Here is a 21865-nt window from a genome sequence, read left to right on the forward strand (position 1 = left end):
ATTTCGGATTTTGAAAAGCGATGGGTTTAGGCTCATCGCTTTTTTTGTTTATGGGATAAATTATAAAAAATGTCATTGCAGCGCAGCGTGGCAATCTCGTAACCAATGCCAGTTCGATATGTATGGCTACGATTGCCACGTCGCCCCGGATGCTCTTTACCCATGCCGCTCTTCGCAATGACATTTTTTTATTAACGGCAGTTTATGTCTGCAAAAAAATGACACAATGACCTAATGACTTCAATGACCTATATGTGTATATTCACGGCAAATTTTGATGTATGACACTTTATAGCTTTTTTAAGGAATTTCATTCCGGTTTCAGGTACATTGTTATTGTACTGGTATTGCTGGCCCTTGTACGTGCCTTTATGGGCTGGCTGGGTAAAAGACCATATGGCGAGGGCAACCGTAAGCTTAACCTGTTTGCCATGATCTCGGTACATACACAATTTTTGCTGGGCATCATCCTGTTTTTTATCAGTCCGATGGTGCAGTTTAGCAAGGATACCATGAAAAACCCTGTTACCCGCTATTTCACGGTTGAGCATTGGGTAATTATGCTTATTGCCATTGTTTTGATTACTATCGGGCACAGCAAATCAAAGAAAGCAGCACTGCCCGAGGCTAAGCATAAAGCCATCGCTATCTTCTATTTAATAGGGATTGTACTTATTTCGGCAGGTATTATGCTTATTCCACAGTAATTCTACGTAGCTAATAGGATTTAGCAAATAAATAATTTCACAAAAAATTTGACAATTCAAATTTCTTTATAAATTTGTGACCGCGATGATTAAAAACACACATAAAAATAGCTGGTGGCACCAATTAAATTGGCAGCCGGCTTGCGCTTTTTGATCAGAGACAACCTAATCAATTGTGAACCTAAATAGGAAACCCGGCGACCCCAATTCGCCGGGTTTTTTTGTTTTAAGATATTTGAAAAATAAACATGAGCACATTTAAAATTACTACAACTTATAAAAAGCTGCTGGCCGATACCACTACACCAGTGAGCATTTACCTTCGCCTGCGCGATGTATTTCCTAACTCGCTGCTGCTGGAAAGCTCCGATTATCACAGCCGCGAAAACAGCACCAGCTACATTTGCTGCGAACCGCTCAGCGGCATTGTGCTCAATAACGGTATCCTTAAAAAACAATACCCCGATGGTAGCCAGGAAGTACACGAGGCTGGTACGTTTGATTTGATTGAACAGCTTAACAATTTTACCGGTAGCTTTGAAACCGACTCGCTGCCGCTAAAAATGATCACCAATGGCTTGTTTGGTTACTTTACCCACGAGGCCGTTGAACATTATGAAACCATTAAACTAAAGCAAAGCGATGATGCTACACGCCAGATCCCGGTGATGCAGTACCATATTTACAGGTACATCATCGCTATCGACCACTTTAAAAATGAACTTTACATATTTCATAATCAGCCCGAAGGTGCACCAACCAATGGCGGTATCGAAAAACTGGAATACCTCATCAAAAACAAAAACTTCCCCGAGTATAGCTTTAAAAGCAATGGCGATGAAAAATCGAACCTTACCGGCGATGAGTTCATTGCCATAGTGGAGAAAATGAAGCAGCACATTTATCGGGGCGATGTTTTCCAGATAGTACCTTCAAGGGCTTTCTCCCGTACTTTCCTGGGCGATGAGTTTAACGTTTACCGCGCCCTGCGTTCTATAAACCCATCACCATATCTCTTCTATTTTGATTTTGGCGATTTCAGGATCTTTGGCTCATCGCCCGAGGCGCAGATCACCATAAAAAATAATGTGGCTAACATATTCCCGATAGCCGGAACATTTAAACGCAGCGGTGATGATGAGCGCGATGCTGAGCTGGCCCGCAACCTGGAAAATGACCCTAAGGAGTCGGCAGAACATGTAATGTTGGTTGACCTGGCCCGTAACGACCTGAGCCGTCATTGTGAAAATGTAACCGTGAAGGCATTTAAAGAGGTTCAGTATTACTCGCACCTGATCCATTTGGTATCACACGTAAGCGGAAAACTGAAGCCCGGCGTATCGGCCTTTAAAGTTGTAGCTGATACTTACCCGGCGGGCACGCTGAGCGGCGCTCCAAAATACCGTGCCATGGAGATCATCGATGAAAACGAAAATATAAAACGCAGCTTTTACAGCGGTGCTATAGGTTTCCTGGGCTTCAACGGAGATTTTAACCATGCTATTATGATCCGTTCGTTTTTAAGCAAGAACAATACGTTGCATTACCAGGCAGGCGCCGGCATAGTCGCCGGTTCGATCCCCGAAAGTGAGCTAAGGGAGGTTGATACCAAGATCTCGGCTTTGAGAAGGGCTTTTGAACTGGCGGAGGAGCTGTAACCCCCTACCCCCCTGAAGGGGGAACAATAGTGAATAATAATTTTGACAAATATTGAAGATATATAAAACAAAATGAAAGAAAATACAAATACAACGGAAAGCACCCCCTTTAGGGGGCGGGGGGGGATTCTGATCATCGATAATTACGATTCCTTTACCTATAACCTGGTGCATTTGGTTAACGAGCTCGGCCTGGAATGCGAGGTTTGGAGAAATGATCAGTTTGCTATTGAGGATGTGGAGGCTTTTGATAAGATCATCCTATCGCCGGGGCCGGGCATTCCTTCAGAGGCTGGTTTGCTCCTGGATGTTATAGCAAAGTATGCACCCACCAAAAGCATATTTGGGGTATGCCTTGGTCAGCAGGCGATTGCCGAAGTATTTGGCGGGAGCCTGTACAATCTTAACCAGCCTATGCACGGTATCGCGACGCCGATAAAAGTGACCGATGGCGATGAAGAACTATTTGCCGGTTTGCCCGAAAGCTTTAAAGTTGGGCGTTACCACTCATGGGTAGTAAGCGGCAATGACCTGCCCGATTCATTGCAGGTTACCGCTATTGATGAAGCCGATAATTCTATCATGGCGCTTAAGCATAAACAATACGATGTAAGGGGCGTACAATTCCACCCCGAATCGATCCTGACCGATTATGGTAAGGAAATGATGCAAAACTGGCTTAAGGCTTAGTTTTATGAAATAATGATAACTTTGAAAAATTGATATAACGTCCCCGCAGGGGCTCTCGCAGAGGACCCTGATATCTGCGGCCATGCATGTGACGAACCGCAGGGGCTCTCGCAGAGGACCCTCGCGGGGTGCAGGACACTTAGCGGTGCGCGGTGGCCGCGTTAGGGATTGCAGTGAAAAGCCCACAGCGCGGGTTGGGATTGGGGGCAGGAAAAGAGAGGACTTGCAACGAAAAGCCCGGGCCGCAGGCAACGCACATGTTATAAAATTGATTGAAAAATACACTTATTAACCAATAGCTTACAACTATGTCATTATAAGGAAGAGAGCAATTAGCCCCCTCTAAATCTTCTACGGAAAGGAAGATTTAAAAAGCATTTAAAATCCTCTCCTCTGGACGGGGTTGGGTAAGACTAATTGCTTCGCGCCTCACAATGACATAAATATTAGTGCTTCGATCCTATGACGATACTTGATAAAATAGTTGCCAACAAAAAAAGAGAGGTTGCTTCGGCAAAAAAACGTACATCATATACCGTACTTGAAGAATCGGATCATTTTCACCGTGAAACCTATTCATTCAAAGAATTTCTGCTCGATCCCTCACGTACCGGTATCATAGCCGAGTTTAAGCGTAAATCGCCTTCAAAAGGTATTATTAACGATAAAGTGCGGGTTAGCGCCGTTACAACAGATTATGCCGCTGCCGGCGCTTCGGCACTTTCAGTTTTAACTGACCGTAACTTCTTCATGGGCCGCAAAGCCGATCTGGTGAAAGCGCGTTCGGTAAACAGCATCCCTGTATTGCGCAAGGATTTTATGATAGATGAGTACCAGGTGATAGAAGCCAAGTCATTAGGCGCCGATATTATCCTGCTCATAGCCGCTATACTTACACCTGCCGAAATTGATACCCTGGCCAAACTTGCCAAAAGTATAGGCCTTAACGTATTGCTTGAGGTACATAACCTCGAAGAACTGGAACGCAGCATTAACCCTAACCTGGATGCCATTGGCGTAAATAACCGCAACCTGGCCGATTTTACCGTGTCGGTTGAAACATCTTACAAATTGGCTAAACATATCCCCGCCGAGTTTATGAAGATTTCGGAAAGCGCCATCAGCGATCCCGAAACTATCAGGCACCTTAAACTGGAAGGTTTCAATGGTTTTCTTATTGGCGAAACTTTCATGAAACAGCAGGATCCGGGACAGGCTATGCGTGATTTTGTGGCTTTGTTATAAGCCAATCCGGATCTTTAAAGTATTATTACATCGCTGCCCGGGGCTGAAACGCTTACCGGCAGATCCCGTAATTGTATGAGGTACACTATCGTGCCTCTTTTATACCCGGTTATTTTCCTAACCGGGTATTTTTTTAACCTATAAAATAAATAATTTCACCTGGGTATCATTGTTCATTTTGTTGGCGTTTTATCAAACCTATTTTTAGTATTTTACGTAAAAAGGCGCACATCATTGCCGGATTGGTATAACATAAAAGTATTGTTTGCCAATCTTAAAACTGTGCTCAATAAGGGGAGTTGTTAAAATGAGCCGCTTGCAGCCACATTTATTGAGTATAAAGAGACTTATGAAGAACATTAATAAGCCGTTGCTTGTACTATTCCTGTTGGTTATTTGTTCATTAGCAGGGTATAGTCAAGTTTGTACATTGAATGTAACCATATCCTCAACAGCTAATACGATATGTTCGGGAAAGAATGTAACGTTAACTGCTAACCTATCGGGTGGTACAGGCCCATTTACCTATATCTGGAACACCGGTGAAAATACGCCATCTATTGATGTAAACAAAGCCGGAACGTATACTGTAACGGTTAGTGATAAAACCCCGGGCTGCCAGCCAAAAGTTGCCAGTATTCCGATTACCGCTGTAGCTTCTCCAAATCCGCCTACGGTAGCCAATCAGGTTGTTTGCCCCAATACTTCGGCAACATTAACAGCAACGGCTCCCGGAGGAACTTACCAGTGGTATGATGCCGGTGGCAATTTCCTGTTTACAGGTAACCCATATGTAACAGGCCCAATTACCCAGGGCACCATTTTTTATGTGGAAACCACTATAGGAAGTTGTACCAGTACACGAAGTTCGGTTGTTGTTAATGTAACAGGCCGGCCAGGCATTCAGGCAGATCCGGTGTGTTATGGTAGCCCCGCAACGTTAATAGCATCGGGTGCCGACAGTTATGCCTGGTATTCAAATTCCGCGGGAACAGGAACTCCATTGAGCAACGATGCAACCTATATAACGCCCCCATTATTTGCAAATACTACTTATTATCTTTTTACAGTAATTAAAGGTTGTACCAGCTCCGGTATACCTGTAGTTGCCCGAATCAATGCGCCACCTGCAGTTCCCGTACTTCCCGCCGGTGGCTACAGCACTTGTTCCGGATCGGCTATTACGCTGCATGCTGATGCCTCGGGGGTAGCTGAGTGGTTTGATGTGCCTTCAGGAGGCACGCCGTTAATTTCAAGTCCGGATTATACAACGCCGGTGCTTACCTCTGCGGTAACTTATTATGTGCAAACACGGGTAGGCGATTGCACAAGCGACCGTATTGCGGTGCCCGTATCTGTAACGCAAATACCGGCCGCGCCACCTTCGCAGTCACCGTCTGCCTGTTATGGCACCGGTATTACCTTAACTGCCGATCCATCGCCTACCGGCGCATATAACTGGTATACAGCTGCCACAGGTGGCAGTTCGGTTGGTACCGGCAATACTTTTCAAACCCCGGCTTTAACAAGTAATAAAACTTATTATGTTGAGCATACCACCGGCGGTTGCACAAGCGAACGTACCCCGATAACAATTACTGTTACCCCTGCCCCGGATGCACCGGTGGTGCCCGACGGGCCGGTAATTTGTAATGGGGCAACAGCCTCTTTAACGGCAACATCGGCACAAGGCGGAAGTTTTCAATGGTTTACCGCGGCCACCGGCGGTAACTCTATATTTTCGGGCGATACATTTACAACTCCCGCTTTAACGGCCACCACAACTTATTATGTTCAAACCACGGTAGGAACATGTATCAGCGAGAGGTCGGCAATTACTGTGACTGTTCTTGATCCGATCCCTGCCCCTGCTGTGCAACCGGTTCCGGCAATATGTGCCGGTACATCGGCCACACTTACAGCAACAGGCTCGCCCGATGAATATGAATGGTATGACCAGGCCACCGGCGGTAACCTGTTGGTAACCGGCAACACCTATGTTACGCCGGAGCTAACTGCAAATACCACTTATTATGTACAAAGTATAGCTAATGGCTGTAGCAGCCAGCGTACCCCGGTAACCGTACAGGTTACCCCACTGCCTGCCGCCCCAACGGTTAACGGTACTGCAACGGTATGCCCCGGCGACCCTGCCAGCTTAAGCGTTCCGGCTTCGGGCGCAACCATTCAATGGTATACTGGTGCTACAGGCGGTACACCGGTGCATACCGGCAACACTTATACTACCGATCCTTTGTTTGCACAAACAACTTTTTATGCCGAGGCCGTTAATGGCACATGTGTTAGTCCGCGTACCGCTTTCACGGTATCAATAACATCTATTATTGACCCCCAGTTCCGGTATCCTTCGGGCACGATATGTACATCGGGAAGTAATGTAAAGCCTGCTATTCTTAATCCGGCCGGTGGTACTTTTTCGTCATCACCCGGGCTGGTTTTTGTGAGTAACACCACCGGCGAAATCAATGTGGCGGCAAGTATTCCCGGAAAATATACCATTACCTTTACTTATGGAGGTTCATGCGCGGGAACGGCCAGCCAAAGCATATCCATAGTAACAACACCGGATGCTACTTTTACATATAATACCCCCATCTGTAACGATGTAAAAAACCCGCTGCCGGTTTTCCAGCCGGGGGCAAGTGCCGGCGTTTTCAGCGAACCGACCGGTAATATCGTATTTAAGAATCCCGGCACCGGCGAGATTGATCTGGTGAGAAGCCACGCCGGGGGGCCGTACACCATAACCAATACCATAGCCGCAAGCAGCGGCTGTCCGCAAAGTATTGCTACCAACACTATAACCATTTATAATAGGGTTATCGTTGATGCAGGCCCGGATCAAACCGTGAAGCAGGGCGATCCTGTACAATTGGCCGGCAGTTTTGGAGGGGGGGCTACATCAGTAAAATGGAAAACAGATGGCGCGGGGACATTCTCCGATGATACAAAGAAGGACGCTGTTTACACCCCTGCCGCAGGAGAAAAAGTTGCAACACTAACTTTAACATCTAATGATCCTGCGGGACCTTGCGGTTCAAAATCAAGCACAGTTACCATAACTATAAACCCGGTGCCCGCCGCGCCGACGGCCCCTGGTAAATCTGTTTGTACAGGCAGTACAACTAACCTCGTAGCTACAGCACCGGGCGGAACATACCGCTGGTATAGCGATGCTACCGGTGGAACACCTCTTAAGGTTGGCCCGATATTTACAACCCCGCCAATACTAAACGATATTACTTATTATGTTGCGACAACGGTGGGCGGTATTACCAGTGCGCGTACCCCTGTTTTGGTTAAGGCTATACCCCCTCCGGCAGCACCTACGGTTGGCACCGATAACACAGCAACGGTTTGTGAAGGCCAATCTGCAATACTTACCGCAAGCGGTTCAACAGGCACTTACACCTGGTACAATGTGCCCGTCGGAGGAACCCCTGTACACCAGGGAAACCCTTTTCCTACAGCTCCGTTAACCATCAACAGAACTTATTATGTGGAGACTAAGGTTAATGACTGTATTAGTGAACGCACTAAAGTTGATGTAAAAGTTACGCCCGCCCCACAGGTAATAAGCAGCGCCACAGGCGATCCGATATGCAGCGGTACCGCGCTAAATTACGCGATCACCGCCGACCAGCCCGGCGCCACTTTCTCATGGGACCGCCCCGCGGTTGCCGGCATCAGTAACCCCCCGGTAACGGGCCAAACATCAAGCTCAATTACCGAAACACTGTTAAATAACGATGCAAACGGTGCGGCTGTTGACGTGGTATATAAAATAACACCATATTTAAACGGTTGCCCCGGGCCTGTGTTTACATACACAGTAAAGGTAAATGCCACCCCTGTTGTTACAAGCGCTTCGCCAGGCCCGGTTTGTAATGGTACAAGCACCAATTATGAAGTTAAATTTAACACCCCGGTAAAAAGCTTTACATGGAGCAGGGATGCTGTTGCAGGCATCAGTAATGCCGCTGTAACAGGGCAGGCCGCGCGTACCATAAAAGAGGTGCTTTACAATACCACCACTGAGCCTGTTGAAGTTACCTATATGTTTAATTTTAAAACGGGCGACTGTCCGGGAGTTCCTTATCCGCTTAAGGTAACGGTTAACCCGGGAGCGGTAATTACCAATCCACCACCTTCAGAGCCGAAATGTAACAACACACCACTGGGGCTTACTTTAACATCCAATATATCTACGGCTACTTTTTTATGGAGCAGGCCGGCTGTCACCGGCATCAGCAATGCCCCGGTTACCGATCAAACCGCTAACCCTATTAATGAAGCACTGGTTAATACTACAACAAACCCTATCCAGGTTTCTTATATCATAACACCCGTAGCATTTGACTGTCCGGGCACTCCAGTTAAATATACGGTAACTGTAAGGCCCCAGACATTAAAAATAGAAGGGCACAGCAACAGCCCCGTTTGCGAAGGCAATGATATTATACTGCAAACCCAGCCTATAGGTGGTGCAACATATTTGTGGACCGGTCCCAACAATTTTAGTTTGGAAACTCAAAGCCCAAGCACAACCATTCCAAACGCCACCGCCGCTAACGCCGGTACCTATAATTTGTATTTGATAATTAATAGATGCCCGGGTGAGCCAAGTCCAGTAGATGTTATGGTTGATCCGATTCCAGTTGTTGTTCCCGGCCCTTCGCATAACGTATGTATCAATGATCCATTCATTCAACTTGCCGGTGAGGTACATAGCACAACCAATACCGGGATCTGGGGCTTAGGGCCCGGTGCCAGTGGCAGTTTCTCTAAGCAGGATGAGCTCAGGGGACAATATTTCCCATCGAAGGAGGATAGAGCTGCAGGATCAGTTACTTTAATCCTAACGTCAACTGGGAAAGATTTTTGCCCTGTATCAAAGGAAGTCACATTTAAGTTTGCGCCAGATCCTGGTGCCGATGCCGGACCGCCAAGCATCGATAATGTTTGTATCCAGAGCCCAATGGTGCCGCTGAGCGGACAGGTATTTTCCGGAACTACAGTAAAATGGACATCGGCATCGGGATTGGGGCGATTTATCCCTTCGGATAATATACTAAATCCAAGCTTTCAGCCCGACCCAATAGATATTGCAAAAGGCTCGGTTAAATTGATACTTACCGCAACCCAGGCCGATAATTGTCATACGCCGACTGATGACATCACCATTAATTTTGTTCCGCCGCCGACGGTGCAGGCAGATGCAGCCGGCGATACGAGATATGTTTTAAAAGGGCATACCATCACTTTAAACCCGGTAGTAGGCAGCGAAAACGTAACCTATGAATGGACACCGGCCACCGGTCTGGATAACCCTACAGCTAAAAACCCGGTAGTAACCGGCGATCAGGATATAATTTATCAACTGAAAATCACCGATAAGTCAAACGGCTGCGTTAACAAGAGCACTGTTGCGGTTAAGGTTTCGCCGGTAATAAACGTTAGTAACACCTTTACACCAAACGGTGATGGGGTAAATGACTATTGGGAAATTAAAGGCTTAGTAGCGTATGAAAACAGCACAGTTGATGTTTACAACCGCTACGGGCAACTTTTATTTCATTCTGTAGGCTATCCTAAACCCTGGGATGGCACTTATCAGGGAAAACCGCTACCGTCCGGTACTTACTACTATATAGTAAATACAAAGATGAATAACATTGTTATTTCGGGCTATGTAGTGATTTTGAGGTGATGGAATGCAATTAGCAAACAATTTAATGAGTTACCGACGCTTAATTGTTAACCAATAAGTTTTCAGCCGCCCTGATACTGCATTTTTGATATTTTACATAAGCCGCAACTGCCCGCTTCCGAATGCTTGATTGCGATTCGTTATTGACATAGCCTGTTATTGCATCATGGAGAGTGTAGGCCTCGGGGCACATGAGCCCGGTTGTTAAAAGCAGGGGATTAGCTTTGGCAGTACTAATAAAATCGCCAAAGTATTTTTTGCTGATACAGGCCAAAATGATGCAATCCCGGGTTTTGCTATCTGCATTTTTAAATTCGTTGGGTAGTTTGAAGTCCATCAGCCCATCATGACCAATATAAGCCAGCAATTGCGCATTGCCATTAATGCCTATAACCCGTCTGTTATAATGTATGGTATCCTTTAATTGGCCCGCGCAACTAAATAAAAAATCTTCGGTAGTTTTTTCAATAGCCTGGCCATCCCAGGCATCGGCTACTAAATAAACCTTTTTTGTGCGATGCCGAAAGATGAGCCTTTCCAGTATCATTGGGCTTCTTTTTTGTTTTTTAAGCAATTGCCAGTCTTTACTTTTTTTAAAATAGGTGCGCACACCGTTATCGCTGCCCCAATATAAATTGGTTTCGGGATCCTGACCATTTCCAATTACGGGCGGCACAGGTACTATTCCCTGATATTTATTATCGCAAAGGGCAACAAAAACATGGATTACTTTAAAAGCGGTATCAGTATAAGCAATGGTTTTAAATTTGGGCACAGCCGCATGGCTGCTACCAGTTTGGGCAGGCTGTTTTACAGATGGTTTGCACGAGCAAATGAATAAACATATCGATACCGTAAAAATCCGGATCTTGATATGTGCTATGTAACCCATCGCCTGTTTATTTAAAAATAACGCTTTATTATTTTATTGATAGCCATCCCCCAAAACTGCCCTAAAGCATCGGCCCCCTTTTTATTGGGGTGAAGATAAAAAGTACCTTGTTTACCGTTCTCGGGGATGAGATCAGTTAAATGATTTTTTTCGAAGTAGGCGAACGCTTTGGTATCGCCCACAAAAACCTGTTTGGGATTTGTAACTGCATATGCTTTTATAAGCTCATCTATCATCGGCACATAACTCTGCAACCTGCTCAGGCCTTCCTGTAAATATTTGGAGCCATTATAGGTGTTAGGGCTATACCATAACGGGTGCTGGAAAATGATAACCGCTTTTGGAAAATCGGCTAAAAGTTTATCAGCTATGGTCTTTAAATTTTTTTGATAATCTTCAGGCGATACGGGAGCACCATGCGGCCCGTGTATAGCACTGTCATTTGTGCCAAGTTTTACCGAAAATATGAGTAATGCGTCCTTATTGGTAAAAGCGTTAGCCGCTTCTTCAACTTTGGCAAAAGTACCTGTGCCTGGCAAAAAATCGAGCGTAGTGTAGCCGCTATGGCCCTGGTTACTGAAACTTACTGTGTCCAGGTTCTTTTGTTTTTGCAGATAAGTTACAGTAGTAGCCGGGGGCGCTTCCGTAGCGGGATCGGCCAGCTGCACACCCTGGGTAATACTGTTGCCTATGAATACGATGTTTAAATTTGGTTTTTTATGCTGCGCGAATGTTATTGCCGAGGCAACGAATAACAGAACAACAGCTAACAGGTATTTTTTCATTTATAAATTGAGTATTGAAATTAAAAAATCGTTACCATTTTATCCCCATATTCCAGAACATGAAAGCCCATTTATCAACCTGGCCATTGATGAGCTGGGCTGTACTTTGTCCTGCTCCGTGGCCGGCATTGGTTTCAATGCGGATAAGTGTTGGCGCAGTACCCTGCTGGTATTCCTGCAGGCGTGCCGCAAATTTAAAGGAATGGGCGGGTACTACACGGTCGTCATGATCGGCGGTAGTAACCATGGTAGCAGGGTAAATGCCCGGTTTAAGGGCATGGTATGGTGAGTAGTTATAAAGATATTTAAACATTTGTTCCGAATCTTCGGCGGTGCCATAATCATAGCTCCAGCCGGCCCCGGCAGTAAATTTATTATACCTCAGCATGTCCAGCACGCCTACGGCAGGGAATGCTACTTTAAACAGGTCGGGACGCTGGGTTAGCATAGCGCCGATAAGCAGGCCTCCGTTTGAGCCGCCCGAAACGGCAAGGTAATCTTTGGAAGTATATTTATTTTTGATAAGGTATTCGGCCGCGGCAATAAAATCATCAAACACATTTTGTTTTTTTAGCTTGATGCCTTTGCGGTGCCAGGTTTCGCCATACTCGCCGCCGCCCCGCAGGTTAGGCACAGCATAAATACCTCCATGCTCAAGCAATATGATGTTTGATGTACTGAAAGCAGGGGTTAAGCTAACGCCAAAACCACCGTAAGCATACAGCAAGGTTGGGTTTTGCCCGTTAAGTACCGTCCCTTTTTTATAGGTGATGATCATTGGGATCTTTGTTTTATCCTTTGAGGTATAAAACACCTGTTTTGATTCATACTGTTCAGGATCAAACTTTGCCCCCGATTTTTTATAGACAGAGGAGGCACCGGTTTCAATATCCAGCTTAAAAATAGTAGGCGGGTATATATAATTTGTAAAAGTGTAATAGGTAACCTTCTCTTCTTTTTTTGTGCCGAAACCCGACGCGGAGCCTATTGATGGCAACTGGATAGTACGTTCAAGTTTGCCATCCATATTATATTGCTGGATCAGCGAGGTGGCATCCTGCAGGTATTCGGCAAAAATTTTACCTCCGCCGGTAGTGGCGCTTAATACGTTTTTAGTTTCGGGGATAAGGTTTTTCCAATGGGTAATGCCGGGTTCGGCAGCATCAACAGTAACTATTTTAAAATTGGGCGAGTAGATATTGGTGAGGATATAAAGCTTGCTTCCCACATTATCCAAAACGCTGTGCTGGTTATCAAAATTGTTCACAACGTTAATGATCTGGCTGCCGGGTTTGCTTAAATCCCGGATATAAAGTTCGTTGCCGGTTGTTGAAGTGGCGGCTGTGATCACCAAAAAGCGTTCATCCTCGGTAAGATAAGCTCCTATGTAACGGCGAGGGGTTTTATCACCGCCGAAGACCAGCTTATCGGTACTTTGAGGTGTGCCCAGCTTATGGTAATAAAGTTTATGAAATTGTGTCATACCCGAAAGCTGGCTGCCTTCTGTCGGCTTATCGTAGCTGCTGTAATAAAAGCCATCGGTACCATGCCATGCCAGTCCGCTGAATTTTACATCTTTCAGGGTATCACCCACAACGCTTTTATCTTCGGTGTTAATAATGATAACCTTGCGCCAGTCCGAGCCTCCCTCAGAGATCTGGTAGGCTGCCAGCTCACCGTTTTTGCTAAACTCGATGCCTTGTAAAGAGGTAGTACCATCGGCAGAGAATTTATTCGGGTCGAGAAAAACTTCGGGGGCGCCGTTATCGCCTAATTGGCGGTACAATACATTTTGGCTTTGCAGCCCGTCGTTTTTATAAAAGTAAATGTATTTGCCTTCCTTAAAGGGAGCGCTATATTTTTCGTAATTCCATAAAAACTCCAGGCGCTTATGAATGTCGGCCCGGTAGGGGATCTGATCGAGATAGTTGAACGTTACCTTATTTTCTTCCTGTACCCAGGCTTTGGTATCATCGGCATGGTCATTCTCCAGCCAGCGGTAGGGATCGGGCACTTGTGTGCCAAAATAGGTATCAACAACATCAATTTTTTTTGTTTTAGGGTATGGAAGTGTTTTTATAGTCATTTGTGCATGTGTATAGCTGCAAAATAAAACAGCTAATGCAAATAAACAGAACGTTTTTGTCATGGTTGTTTAAATTACAGGCAACTAAAGATAGCCATTCAGGTTACATTGCCGCAAGGCAATAACGGTTCAAAAGGTTAAAAGTTGTTAATTTTACACCCGGTTGCTGTTTAATTGCCCGTGGCAGGCTATATTAGCGGCGTGAAAAAACTGTTGTAAAATAAGGGCAAGTTGTTAAAAACTAACCCCTTTATTTTTTTGCAGCTGATAACCGGTGTAATTTTTAACCTGAAAGCGGAGCCTGTTATCACCGAAGTATCAATAATAATGCGTTTTTTTACACGTTTGCTTTGCGGTTAAGGATGCAGCGGCAACTTACGGTAATACAGTTACATAATAACAAACATGAAACAAACCCTTACTTTTTTTACAGCAGGCCTTTTAATGCTGCTGGCGTTTACTTCAAAAGCTCAGGATACCAACGATAAAGATGACGAAACCAAAGTAAAACTTAAACCTTATGTGGGCTTAGGTATGGGTATTTCTTATCCGTTAAGCGATTTCCAAAAGGTGGATTATAAAAATAATAAATCGGGCTTTGCAAATAAGGGCGTTACCTTCCAGCTTGACGGAGCATATTATATTTACAGAAATTTTGGTATCGGTTATACTTTTTCATACCAGGACCAAAGCAATTTTTCATATGATGACGACCTGATATTATCGCAAGGCTATACAACCGATTTTAAAGCCGACCAGGGAACCGTAACAGCCGATAAACGTTACCGTAGCTTTAACCTGTTAGTAGGCCCGCAATACACCTTTGTATGGCGAAGCCTGTCATTTGATTTAAGAGCATCGGCAGGTGCTATCAAAAGCCAAACATCACCGCAGTTAACCATTAGTGTTACCGGTGTTGACGCGCAAACCGGCAGCATTACCCAGCAAAGTGCTAAAGGCTATGCTTTCGCTTACGGCGGCAGCGCGGCTATCAGGTTTGATATGGGTGCCGGCTGGGGTTTATCGCTTAAAGGCAATTATGTTAAATCGCAGGGATATGATGTAACCACAACTGGTCGTACGCTTAATGTGGGCCGTTTGGTAACCAAACAGCCAATTACCGAAGGGCAGATTGTATTTGGCTTGTACAAAGCTTTTTAATTGAAGCTAAAGGCGGAATGCATAAAGCTTAAGGCTAAAAAACCTTAATAAGATTATTCTCTTATAAACAAAAAAAGCAGATCAACGGTCTGCTTTTCTTGTTTATAAGGCGCTGATAGCTTGTTAGTTAACCGTGATCTGCTCTGGTTTGTCGGCTACGATTTCGGGCTGGCCTTTAAAAAGTTCAAATGTGCCGGTTGCGCATACGTGTTTTCCTTTTATGGCAGATAGGTCAAGCTTTATTGTGCTGCCTTTTACAGCTATGGTATATTTTTGCCTTGGGTAAGCTGCGCCCATGTTCAAAAGGGTAAGAGTGTCGCTCACTGCTTTGTACGAGTAAACGGTATCGCACAACGTGCCTGTTTTGCCTATATTAGCCTTGAAATCAGCCATGGTAAAGCCTTTTGACTGTGCAGATGCCTTACCTGCAAAAACAACCATGATCAATGCCGGCAGTAATATTTTTTTCATTGCTTAATATATCAATGCTTTGGCGATTGCTGGTCTTCGTCTTTTTTATCCGGAGCAGGGGCATAGCCATCTTCAAAATTTAAAGTAAACGCTGATTCTGATGCCCGGGAGGCCGCGTTCAGTCCGGCTACATCCGGTTCGCTTTTATCAATTATTTCGTTACCGGTATCCTGGCCTTCATTCTGCTCATATTCATTGCCGGGGTCTTTATCTTCCTGCGCATCGTCAAGATTTGGGTTTTCGGGGATTGCCATAATTTTAATGTTTAATGTATGCTGAATAACCACTAAGATACGGCGTTGTTTGCTGGTTATTGTGTAACAATCTTTATCTTTTCTGTTTGGCTGTTAAAACGTACTTTTGCCGATATGCCGGTTCGCGACAAACTCTATTTTGCTTCTGATGTTCATTTAGGCACAGGCACATATGCCTCAAGCCGCCAACGCGAAGATAAGATAACGCGCTGGCTCGACAGTATTAAGCATGATGCCGCCGAACTATTCCTGGTTGGCGATATTTTTGACTTCTGGTTTGAATACAAAACCGTAGTGCCCAAAGGCTATATCCGTTTTCTTGGCAAACTTGCTGAACTTGCCGATGCCGGTGTAAAGCTTTACCTGTTTAAAGGCAACCACGATATGTGGATGTTTGATTATTTTGTAAATGAACTGGGCGCAACTATCATCAGCAACGAATTGACAATTGAGCGCGGCGGAAAGAAATTTTTCATTCATCATGGCGATGGGCTTGGTCCGGGGGATAACTTTTATAAGTTTTTGAAAGGTTTTTTCAGGAGTCGGTTTTGCCAGTGGCTGTTTGCCCGCATTCACCCAAACCTTGGCGTGGGAATAGCCAATAAATGGAGCCGCCACAGCCGGGATACCAATGCAAAGAAAGAAAATCCAAAACCAGGCGAACAGGAATGGCTGGTAAATTTTTGCCGTGAAGAATTAAAGACTAACTTTTACGATTACCTTGTTTTTGGCCATCGCCATATGCCGCTTGATATTCAAATGACCCCTCAAAGCCGTTATATTAACCTTGGCGAATGGATTTCATATTTTTCTTATGCCGTTTTTGATGGTAAAGAATTGAGGCTGGAGTATTTTGTTTAGTTCATGGTTAATAGATCATGGTTCATGGTTTTTGATTGGACTAATTGATATTGATAGGGTGGCTTTGCTATGATCCATGAACTATGATCTATAAGCCGAGCTACCTATGGTCCATGAACTATGAACCATTGGCGGGGTGCTCTATGATCCATGAACCATCATCTATAAACTAAGAAAAACAACTTACAATCGCTGAATTAAAATATGCAGTAAAATGCGTACTTTTGTGCACTTTTTTGCAGTAAGCCTGTAAGCCGCCCGAAACGTCAAATCTTTCATAAGCCGGTTCAATATCAAACAGTTTTAGCTGCATTATTATTTATAAAATATGTTAGATAAATTAGAGCTGATATACGAGCGCTGGAAAAATGTTGAAGGTGAGCTAAGCAATCCTGAGGTAATGCAGGATATGAAGCGTTTTGCCCAGTTGAATAAAGAATATAAAGACCTTGCCAAAATTGTTGATGAGTATCATATATACCGCAACATTATGAGCAATATCGAAACCAATAAAGAGATCCTGGCTACCGAAAAAGATGAGGAGTTTCGTGAGATGGCCAAAATGGAACTTGACGAACTGCTTGCTCAACAGGAAGTAAAGGAGGAAGAAATTCGCCTGATGTTGATCCCTAAAGATCCTGAAGATTCTAAAAATGCTATTGTGGAGATACGTGGTGGTACCGGTGGTGATGAGGCAGCCCTTTTTGCCGGCGATCTTTACCGCATGTATATGCGCTATTGCGAAAAACGCGGCTGGCGTACCGAGCTGGTGGATTATACCGAAGGCACCAGCGGCGGTTATAAAGAGATTGTATTTAACGTAAACGCCGAAGACGCTTACGGAACCCTTAAATATGAATCGGGCGTACACCGTGTACAACGTGTGCCTGATACCGAAACACAAGGCAGGGTGCACACATCAGCAGCTTCGGTGGTTGTATTGCCCGAAGTTGATGAATTTGACATCGATCTGCAGGTAAGTGATATCCGTAAAGATTTGTTCTGTGCTTCAGGGCCGGGTGGTCAGTCGGTAAATACTACCTATTCGGCTGTGAGGTTAACCCACATCCCTACAGGTATTGTTGCCCAGTGCCAGGACCAAAAATCACAACTAAAAAACTACGATAAGGCTTTACAGGTACTACGTTCAAGGGTGTACGAAATGGAGCTGCAAAAGCACCTGGAAGAAACATCAAAAAAACGTAAAACCATGGTATCAACCGGCGACAGGTCGGCCAAGGTACGTACCTATAACTATCCTCAGGGTCGTTTAACTGAACACCGGATCGGTCTAACTATTTACAACCTGCCTGGCGTATTGAACGGCGACCTGCAGGAAATCCTTGAATCGCTTCAGTTTGCAGAGAATGCTGAGAAGCTGAAAGAAGGGACAGTAGCGTAAGTTATAATCAGATATTAAATAGAAATCCCCAGCCGTAAGGTTGGGGATTTTTTTGTTTGTGAGAAACTATTCAGGGAGTTTGCTACTAACTTTTTAAAAAGATCGTCATGCCGAACTTGTTTCACTGTTGTCCGGTAAAGATTTTTTAGGAAAAAAGGAAGGGATAGCCGAAAGACTACCCCTTTGTGTTGATATTTGAGTTACCACACTTAAATACACAACATGAGCAAAAGTACTTTTTTTACCGGACAGCCGGTCCTGAATCAGTTATTAGGTTTAATAGATCGTAATAATGTTCGATCATTAGCGAGGCGTGGGGATCACGATCGCTACTACCGTTACTTTGATACCTACACACACCTTGTAACGATGCTTTACTTTGTTTTTAACAGATGTACCAGCAGCCGGGAGGTGATCAGCGGCATGAAAGCAAGCCTGCATAAGCTTTATCATATCGGTATAAGTAAATGCCCGGCCAGAAGCACCTTATGCGATGCTAATGCCCAGCGTAGCTTTGAAGTATTCGCCCGTATTTATGATAACCTGTATAGGCGGCACAAGCAACTTTTACCGGACAGCCGATTAAAGATCGATCCTAAGCTATTCATTGCCGATTCTTCAACAATTACCTTATTTCAGCAAATATTGAAAGCACCAAGCCCGGGAAAGGCCAACGGTAAGAGAAAAGGCGGGATCAAAGTTCATACGCTCATTAAGGCAGCAGATGATGTACCGCTGAAAATCAGCTTCACGGCAGCCAGTGCTAACGATATGCCTTTCCTTAAAGAGATCAAACTCGAACCAGGGTCCTTTATCGTTTTCGATAAAGGTTACGTAGACTATTCTGAATATCAAAGAATGACAAATGAAGGCGTATTCTTTGTCACCAGGCAGAAAAAAGATGCCAAATACTCAACAATGAGGCTGAATGAGCTTAGCGAACAAAGTAAGGTACACGGTGTCATCGAAGATAAACTACTCCTACAGGGCACACGTACTCAAAAAGAGGGTATCCAGTTGGAGACTCGCCTGGTTACTTTCTTTGACAAAGAAACCGAAAGGACATTTGAGTTTTTAACCAATAACTTCTCGTTACCCCCTGAAGCTATTGCCGATCTTTATAAGAAGCGATGGCTTATTGAAATACTATTTAAGCGGGTAAAGCAAAATTTCCCGCTTAAATACTTCCTGGGGGATAATGAGAATGCAATCAAAATACAGATATGGTGCGCTTTTATTGCTGATCTTCTAATCAAAATTGTCCAGGTACAACTCAAAAGACAATGGTCTTTCTCTAATCTGAGTTCAATTATAAGACTCCATCTGATGAGTTATATTCACCTATTTAACTTCCCGAACGATCCAGAGAAACTGTCCGTCATGCAAACAAATAATACCCGGCAGCTAAAATTGGGGGGCTTGGACATCAGTTTTAAAACCTAAATCCTTCTGTTTATACCCTAATACAGTCTTTTTATACCAATAACAAACTTTACCGGACAACAGTGAACTTGTTTCGGCACCCCACAGGACGAGTCGCAAATTTGCTTAGCAGGCTTGCTTAGCAAGTGGGGTGTTGAAACAAGTTCAACATGACTGGCTTTTGTAAACAAGCACGTGAGCAATCCCGTTTTTTTAATTACAACTTAAACTTACCCTTCAACGCAGCCAGCTTCAAGGCCATATCGGTTTCCGGTTCTTTTTCAACCCTTTTATTAAAGTTGGGCTTGTTGTTATTGCCTTGCGGACGGCGGTCATCGTTCCTGCGCTGGTTCGGTTCGCTTTTGTCGTTCTCTTTCATGGATAGGGCAATGCGCTTGCGGTTCACATCAACCTCGGTAACAGTTACCTCAACCTTTTGATGTACTTTCAGTACTTCGTTAGGGTCTTTAATGTACCGGTTGGTGATCTGGCTCAGGTGAACAAGGCCATCCTGGTGAACGCCGATATCAACAAAAGCACCAAAGGCTGTAATGTTGGTGACGATGCCCGGCAGCTTCATGCCCACTTTCAGATCGCCGATAGCATTTACACCTTCTGTAAAGCTGAAAGCTTCAAACTGCTCGCGCGGGTCGCGGCCCGGTTTGGCAAGTTCGGCCATGATATCATTCAGGGTTGGCAGGCCAACTGTTTCGGAAACATATTTTTGCAACGGAATGCTTTTGCGCAGGGTTGGATTGCTCATCAGGTCTTTCACCGTACACTTCATATCAGTAGCCATTTGTTCAAGCAAGCCATAACGCTCCGGGTGAACTGCACTGGTATCCAACGGGTTTTCGGCATTGTGGATCCGGAGAAACCCTGCTGCCTGTTCAAAAGCCTTATCGCCCAAACGCGGAACTTTTTTCAGTTGCTCGCGGCGTTTAAAAGCGCCGTTCTGGTTGCGGTATTCTACAATGTTCTGTGCCAGTTGCGGACCAAGGCCTGATACATAAGCCAGGATTTGTTTTGAGGCAGTGTTTAACTCAACCCCCACCGCGTTCACGGCGCTGATCACCGTGTCATCTAATGAGGTTTGCAGCTTGTTTTGGTCAACATCGTGCTGGTACTGGCCTACACCAATTGATTTTGGGTCGATCTTTACCAGCTCGGCCAATGGGTCCATCAAACGGCGACCGATAGATACGGCCCCTCTTACGGTTACATCATAATCCGGAAATTCTTCCCTCGCCACTTCAGATGCCGAATAGATAGAAGCACCGCTTTCATTAACCATTACAATAGTCACGCCCGGTAAATTCAGGTTGCGAACAAATACTTCTGTTTCGCGGCCAGCGGTGCCGTTACCTATAGCAATAGCCTCGATATTGTATTTCTGGAACAGGTGCTGTACCGTTTTTTCGGCTTCACGCGCCTGGCCTGCACCGGTGTGTGGATAAACAGTGGTGTTTTCAAGCAGTTTGCCCTGCTCATCCAAACAAACCAGTTTACAACCGGTACGGAAACCTGGGTCAAGCGCCATTACGCGTTTTTGACCAAGCGGTGCGCTCAGCAATAGCTGGCGGGCATTTTCTGCAAATACGCGGATCGCTTCCTCATCGGCTTTCTTTTTGGTAAGCAGGCGCACCTCTGTTTCCATCGATGGTTTTAACAGGCGTTTGTAGCCATCGGTAATAGCCAGGCGGATTTGTCCGGCAGCTGGGTTGTTTGCTTTGATAACTGAATTTTCCAATATCTCCAGTGCATCATCTTCTTCAGGTTTCAGGTCGAGCCATAGGATCTCTTCCTTTTCGCCGCGGCGCATGGCTAATACGCGGTGCGATGGCGCTGTTTTAACAGGCTCAGTCCATTCAAAATAGTCTTTGTACTTAATGCCTGCCTCTTCTTTGCCTTCAACCACTCTTGATGCAAAAGTGCCTTTTTCAACAAACAGCTCTCGGATTTTGGTACGTATTTCAGCATTTTCGGCTATGGTTTCGGCAATGATATCCCTTGCGCCGGCTAAAGCTTCTTCAACGCTGGCTACGCCTTTTTCATCGCTGATATATTCGGCAGCTATCAGTTCGGGGTCGATATTTTTTTGTTCCAATAAAACATCGGCCAATGGCTGCAGGCCTTTTTCGCGGGCTGTAGTAGCACGGGTTTTGCGTTTTGGGCGATAAGGAAGATAAAGGTCCTCCAAAGTAACCATCGTTTCGGCCTCGTTGATCTGTTTTTCCAGCTCGGGAGTTAGTTTGCCCATGTCTGTAAGCGATTTCAGGATAGCCTCACGGCGTTTATCCAGTTCCCGCAATTGCTGTACACGATCACGAATAGTGGCAACCTGTACCTCATCCAAACTGCCGGTAAGTTCTTTACGGTAACGGGAAATAAATGGAACGGTAGCTCCTTCATCAAGCAAGCCTACCGTAGCGGTAACCTGTTTCTCAGCTACAGAAAGCTCTGCAGCTATTATTTTATAATGAATACTCATAATCAAAAT

15 protein-coding genes are annotated in these 21865 nt (G+C 44.9%); 9 read left to right on the forward strand and 6 right to left on the reverse strand.

Annotated features, from left to right (window positions below):
* Positions 1–281: 281 nt before the first annotated feature.
* From J3L18_RS27965 to J3L18_RS27985, 5 genes are all read left to right on the forward strand, one after another.
* Positions 282–707, forward strand: coding sequence for a cytochrome B (locus J3L18_RS27965; RefSeq protein WP_129567954.1), 426 nt, complete (start codon positions 282–284; stop codon positions 705–707).
* 248 nt (positions 708–955) lie between these two features.
* Positions 956–2365 carry an anthranilate synthase component I family protein gene (locus tag J3L18_RS27970; RefSeq protein WP_129567955.1) on the forward strand — a complete coding sequence of 470 codons (1410 nt, stop codon included), beginning with the start codon at positions 956–958 and terminating at the stop codon, positions 2363–2365.
* A gap of 72 nt (positions 2366–2437) precedes the next feature.
* Entirely contained in the window at positions 2438–3055 is a 618-nt protein-coding gene (locus J3L18_RS27975) for an anthranilate synthase component II (RefSeq protein WP_091167367.1), read from the forward strand.
* Between the two features lie 462 nt (positions 3056–3517).
* The gene (gene trpC, locus J3L18_RS27980; protein ID WP_090534816.1) at positions 3518–4300 is read left to right on the forward strand and encodes an indole-3-glycerol phosphate synthase TrpC; all 783 of its coding nucleotides are present in this window, start codon (positions 3518–3520) and stop codon (positions 4298–4300) included.
* 349 nt (positions 4301–4649) lie between these two features.
* Positions 4650–10031, forward strand: coding sequence for an Ig-like domain-containing protein (locus J3L18_RS27985; RefSeq protein WP_189549050.1), 5382 nt, complete (start codon positions 4650–4652; stop codon positions 10029–10031).
* 40 nt (positions 10032–10071) lie between these two features.
* Here J3L18_RS27985 and J3L18_RS27990 read toward each other — a convergent pair whose 3' ends face one another.
* From J3L18_RS27990 to J3L18_RS28000, 3 genes are read right to left on the reverse strand one after another with little or no spacing between them, the layout of a single operon-like run.
* Positions 10072–10923 carry a hypothetical protein gene (locus J3L18_RS27990; RefSeq protein WP_208102369.1) on the reverse strand — a complete coding sequence of 284 codons (852 nt, stop codon included), beginning with the start codon at positions 10921–10923 and terminating at the stop codon, positions 10072–10074.
* 11 nt (positions 10924–10934) lie between these two features.
* Entirely contained in the window at positions 10935–11708 is a 774-nt protein-coding gene (locus J3L18_RS27995) for a GDSL-type esterase/lipase family protein (RefSeq protein WP_129567957.1), read from the reverse strand.
* Between the two features lie 31 nt (positions 11709–11739).
* Positions 11740–13857 carry a prolyl oligopeptidase family serine peptidase gene (locus tag J3L18_RS28000; RefSeq protein ID WP_129567958.1) on the reverse strand — a complete coding sequence of 706 codons (2118 nt, stop codon included), beginning with the start codon at positions 13855–13857 and terminating at the stop codon, positions 11740–11742.
* Between the two features lie 342 nt (positions 13858–14199).
* On the opposite strand from J3L18_RS28000, the gene J3L18_RS28005 reads away from it, so the two are divergent.
* Positions 14200–14955: an outer membrane beta-barrel protein gene (locus J3L18_RS28005; protein WP_112652635.1), complete on the forward strand. Its 756-nt coding sequence runs from the start codon at positions 14200–14202 to the stop codon at positions 14953–14955.
* A gap of 123 nt (positions 14956–15078) precedes the next feature.
* On the opposite strand, the gene J3L18_RS28010 is transcribed toward J3L18_RS28005, so the two are convergent.
* On the reverse strand, positions 15079–15426 hold the full coding sequence (locus tag J3L18_RS28010) for a hypothetical protein (RefSeq protein WP_112657142.1): 348 nt from the start codon (positions 15424–15426) through the stop codon (positions 15079–15081).
* An 11-nt stretch (positions 15427–15437) separates the two neighbouring features.
* Positions 15438–15680: a hypothetical protein gene (locus J3L18_RS28015; protein ID WP_129567959.1), complete on the reverse strand. Its 243-nt coding sequence runs from the start codon at positions 15678–15680 to the stop codon at positions 15438–15440.
* A gap of 114 nt (positions 15681–15794) precedes the next feature.
* On the opposite strand from J3L18_RS28015, the gene J3L18_RS28020 reads away from it, so the two are divergent.
* The 3 genes from J3L18_RS28020 (at position 15795) to J3L18_RS28030 (ending at position 19386) form a co-directional block, all read left to right on the forward strand.
* Complete coding sequence (locus tag J3L18_RS28020; protein WP_129567960.1) at positions 15795–16541, forward strand: UDP-2,3-diacylglucosamine diphosphatase; 747 nt, start codon at positions 15795–15797, stop codon at positions 16539–16541.
* Between the two features lie 328 nt (positions 16542–16869).
* Positions 16870–17943: a peptide chain release factor 1 gene (gene prfA / locus J3L18_RS28025; RefSeq protein WP_091167385.1), complete on the forward strand. Its 1074-nt coding sequence runs from the start codon at positions 16870–16872 to the stop codon at positions 17941–17943.
* Between the two features lie 222 nt (positions 17944–18165).
* Complete coding sequence (locus tag J3L18_RS28030; protein WP_129567961.1) at positions 18166–19386, forward strand: IS4 family transposase; 1221 nt, start codon at positions 18166–18168, stop codon at positions 19384–19386.
* Positions 19387–19582: 196 nt separating this feature from the next.
* Here the strand turns inward: J3L18_RS28030 and J3L18_RS28035 are convergent, their stop codons facing one another.
* The gene (locus tag J3L18_RS28035) at positions 19583–21856 is read right to left on the reverse strand and encodes a Tex family protein (RefSeq protein WP_129567962.1); all 2274 of its coding nucleotides are present in this window, start codon (positions 21854–21856) and stop codon (positions 19583–19585) included.
* Positions 21857–21865 lie beyond the last annotated feature (9 nt).

The organism is Mucilaginibacter gossypii (assembly GCF_017569325.2).
Lineage (GTDB): Bacteria > Bacteroidota > Bacteroidia > Sphingobacteriales > Sphingobacteriaceae > Mucilaginibacter > Mucilaginibacter gossypii.

Bases quoted from the DNA above. Each gene is read 5' to 3' on its own strand.
- J3L18_RS27965 (WP_129567954.1), top strand. From the start codon at position 282: ATGACACTTTATAGCTTTTTTAAGGAATTTCATTCCGGTTTCAGGTAC.
- J3L18_RS27970 (WP_129567955.1), top strand. From the start codon at position 956: ATGAGCACATTTAAAATTACTACAACTTATAAAAAGCTGCTGGCCGAT.
- J3L18_RS27975 (WP_091167367.1), top strand. From the start codon at position 2,438: ATGAAAGAAAATACAAATACAACGGAAAGCACCCCCTTTAGGGGGCGG.
- trpC (WP_090534816.1), top strand. From the start codon at position 3,518: ATGACGATACTTGATAAAATAGTTGCCAACAAAAAAAGAGAGGTTGCT.
- J3L18_RS27985 (WP_189549050.1), top strand. From the start codon at position 4,650: ATGAAGAACATTAATAAGCCGTTGCTTGTACTATTCCTGTTGGTTATT.
- J3L18_RS27990 (WP_208102369.1), bottom strand. From the start codon at position 10,923: ATGGGTTACATAGCACATATCAAGATCCGGATTTTTACGGTATCGATA.
- J3L18_RS27995 (WP_129567957.1), bottom strand. From the start codon at position 11,708: ATGAAAAAATACCTGTTAGCTGTTGTTCTGTTATTCGTTGCCTCGGCA.
- J3L18_RS28000 (WP_129567958.1), bottom strand. From the start codon at position 13,857: ATGACAAAAACGTTCTGTTTATTTGCATTAGCTGTTTTATTTTGCAGC.
- J3L18_RS28005 (WP_112652635.1), top strand. From the start codon at position 14,200: ATGAAACAAACCCTTACTTTTTTTACAGCAGGCCTTTTAATGCTGCTG.
- J3L18_RS28010 (WP_112657142.1), bottom strand. From the start codon at position 15,426: ATGAAAAAAATATTACTGCCGGCATTGATCATGGTTGTTTTTGCAGGT.
- J3L18_RS28015 (WP_129567959.1), bottom strand. From the start codon at position 15,680: ATGGCAATCCCCGAAAACCCAAATCTTGACGATGCGCAGGAAGATAAA.
- J3L18_RS28020 (WP_129567960.1), top strand. From the start codon at position 15,795: ATGCCGGTTCGCGACAAACTCTATTTTGCTTCTGATGTTCATTTAGGC.
- prfA (WP_091167385.1), top strand. From the start codon at position 16,870: ATGTTAGATAAATTAGAGCTGATATACGAGCGCTGGAAAAATGTTGAA.
- J3L18_RS28030 (WP_129567961.1), top strand. From the start codon at position 18,166: ATGAGCAAAAGTACTTTTTTTACCGGACAGCCGGTCCTGAATCAGTTA.
- J3L18_RS28035 (WP_129567962.1), bottom strand. From the start codon at position 21,856: ATGAGTATTCATTATAAAATAATAGCTGCAGAGCTTTCTGTAGCTGAG.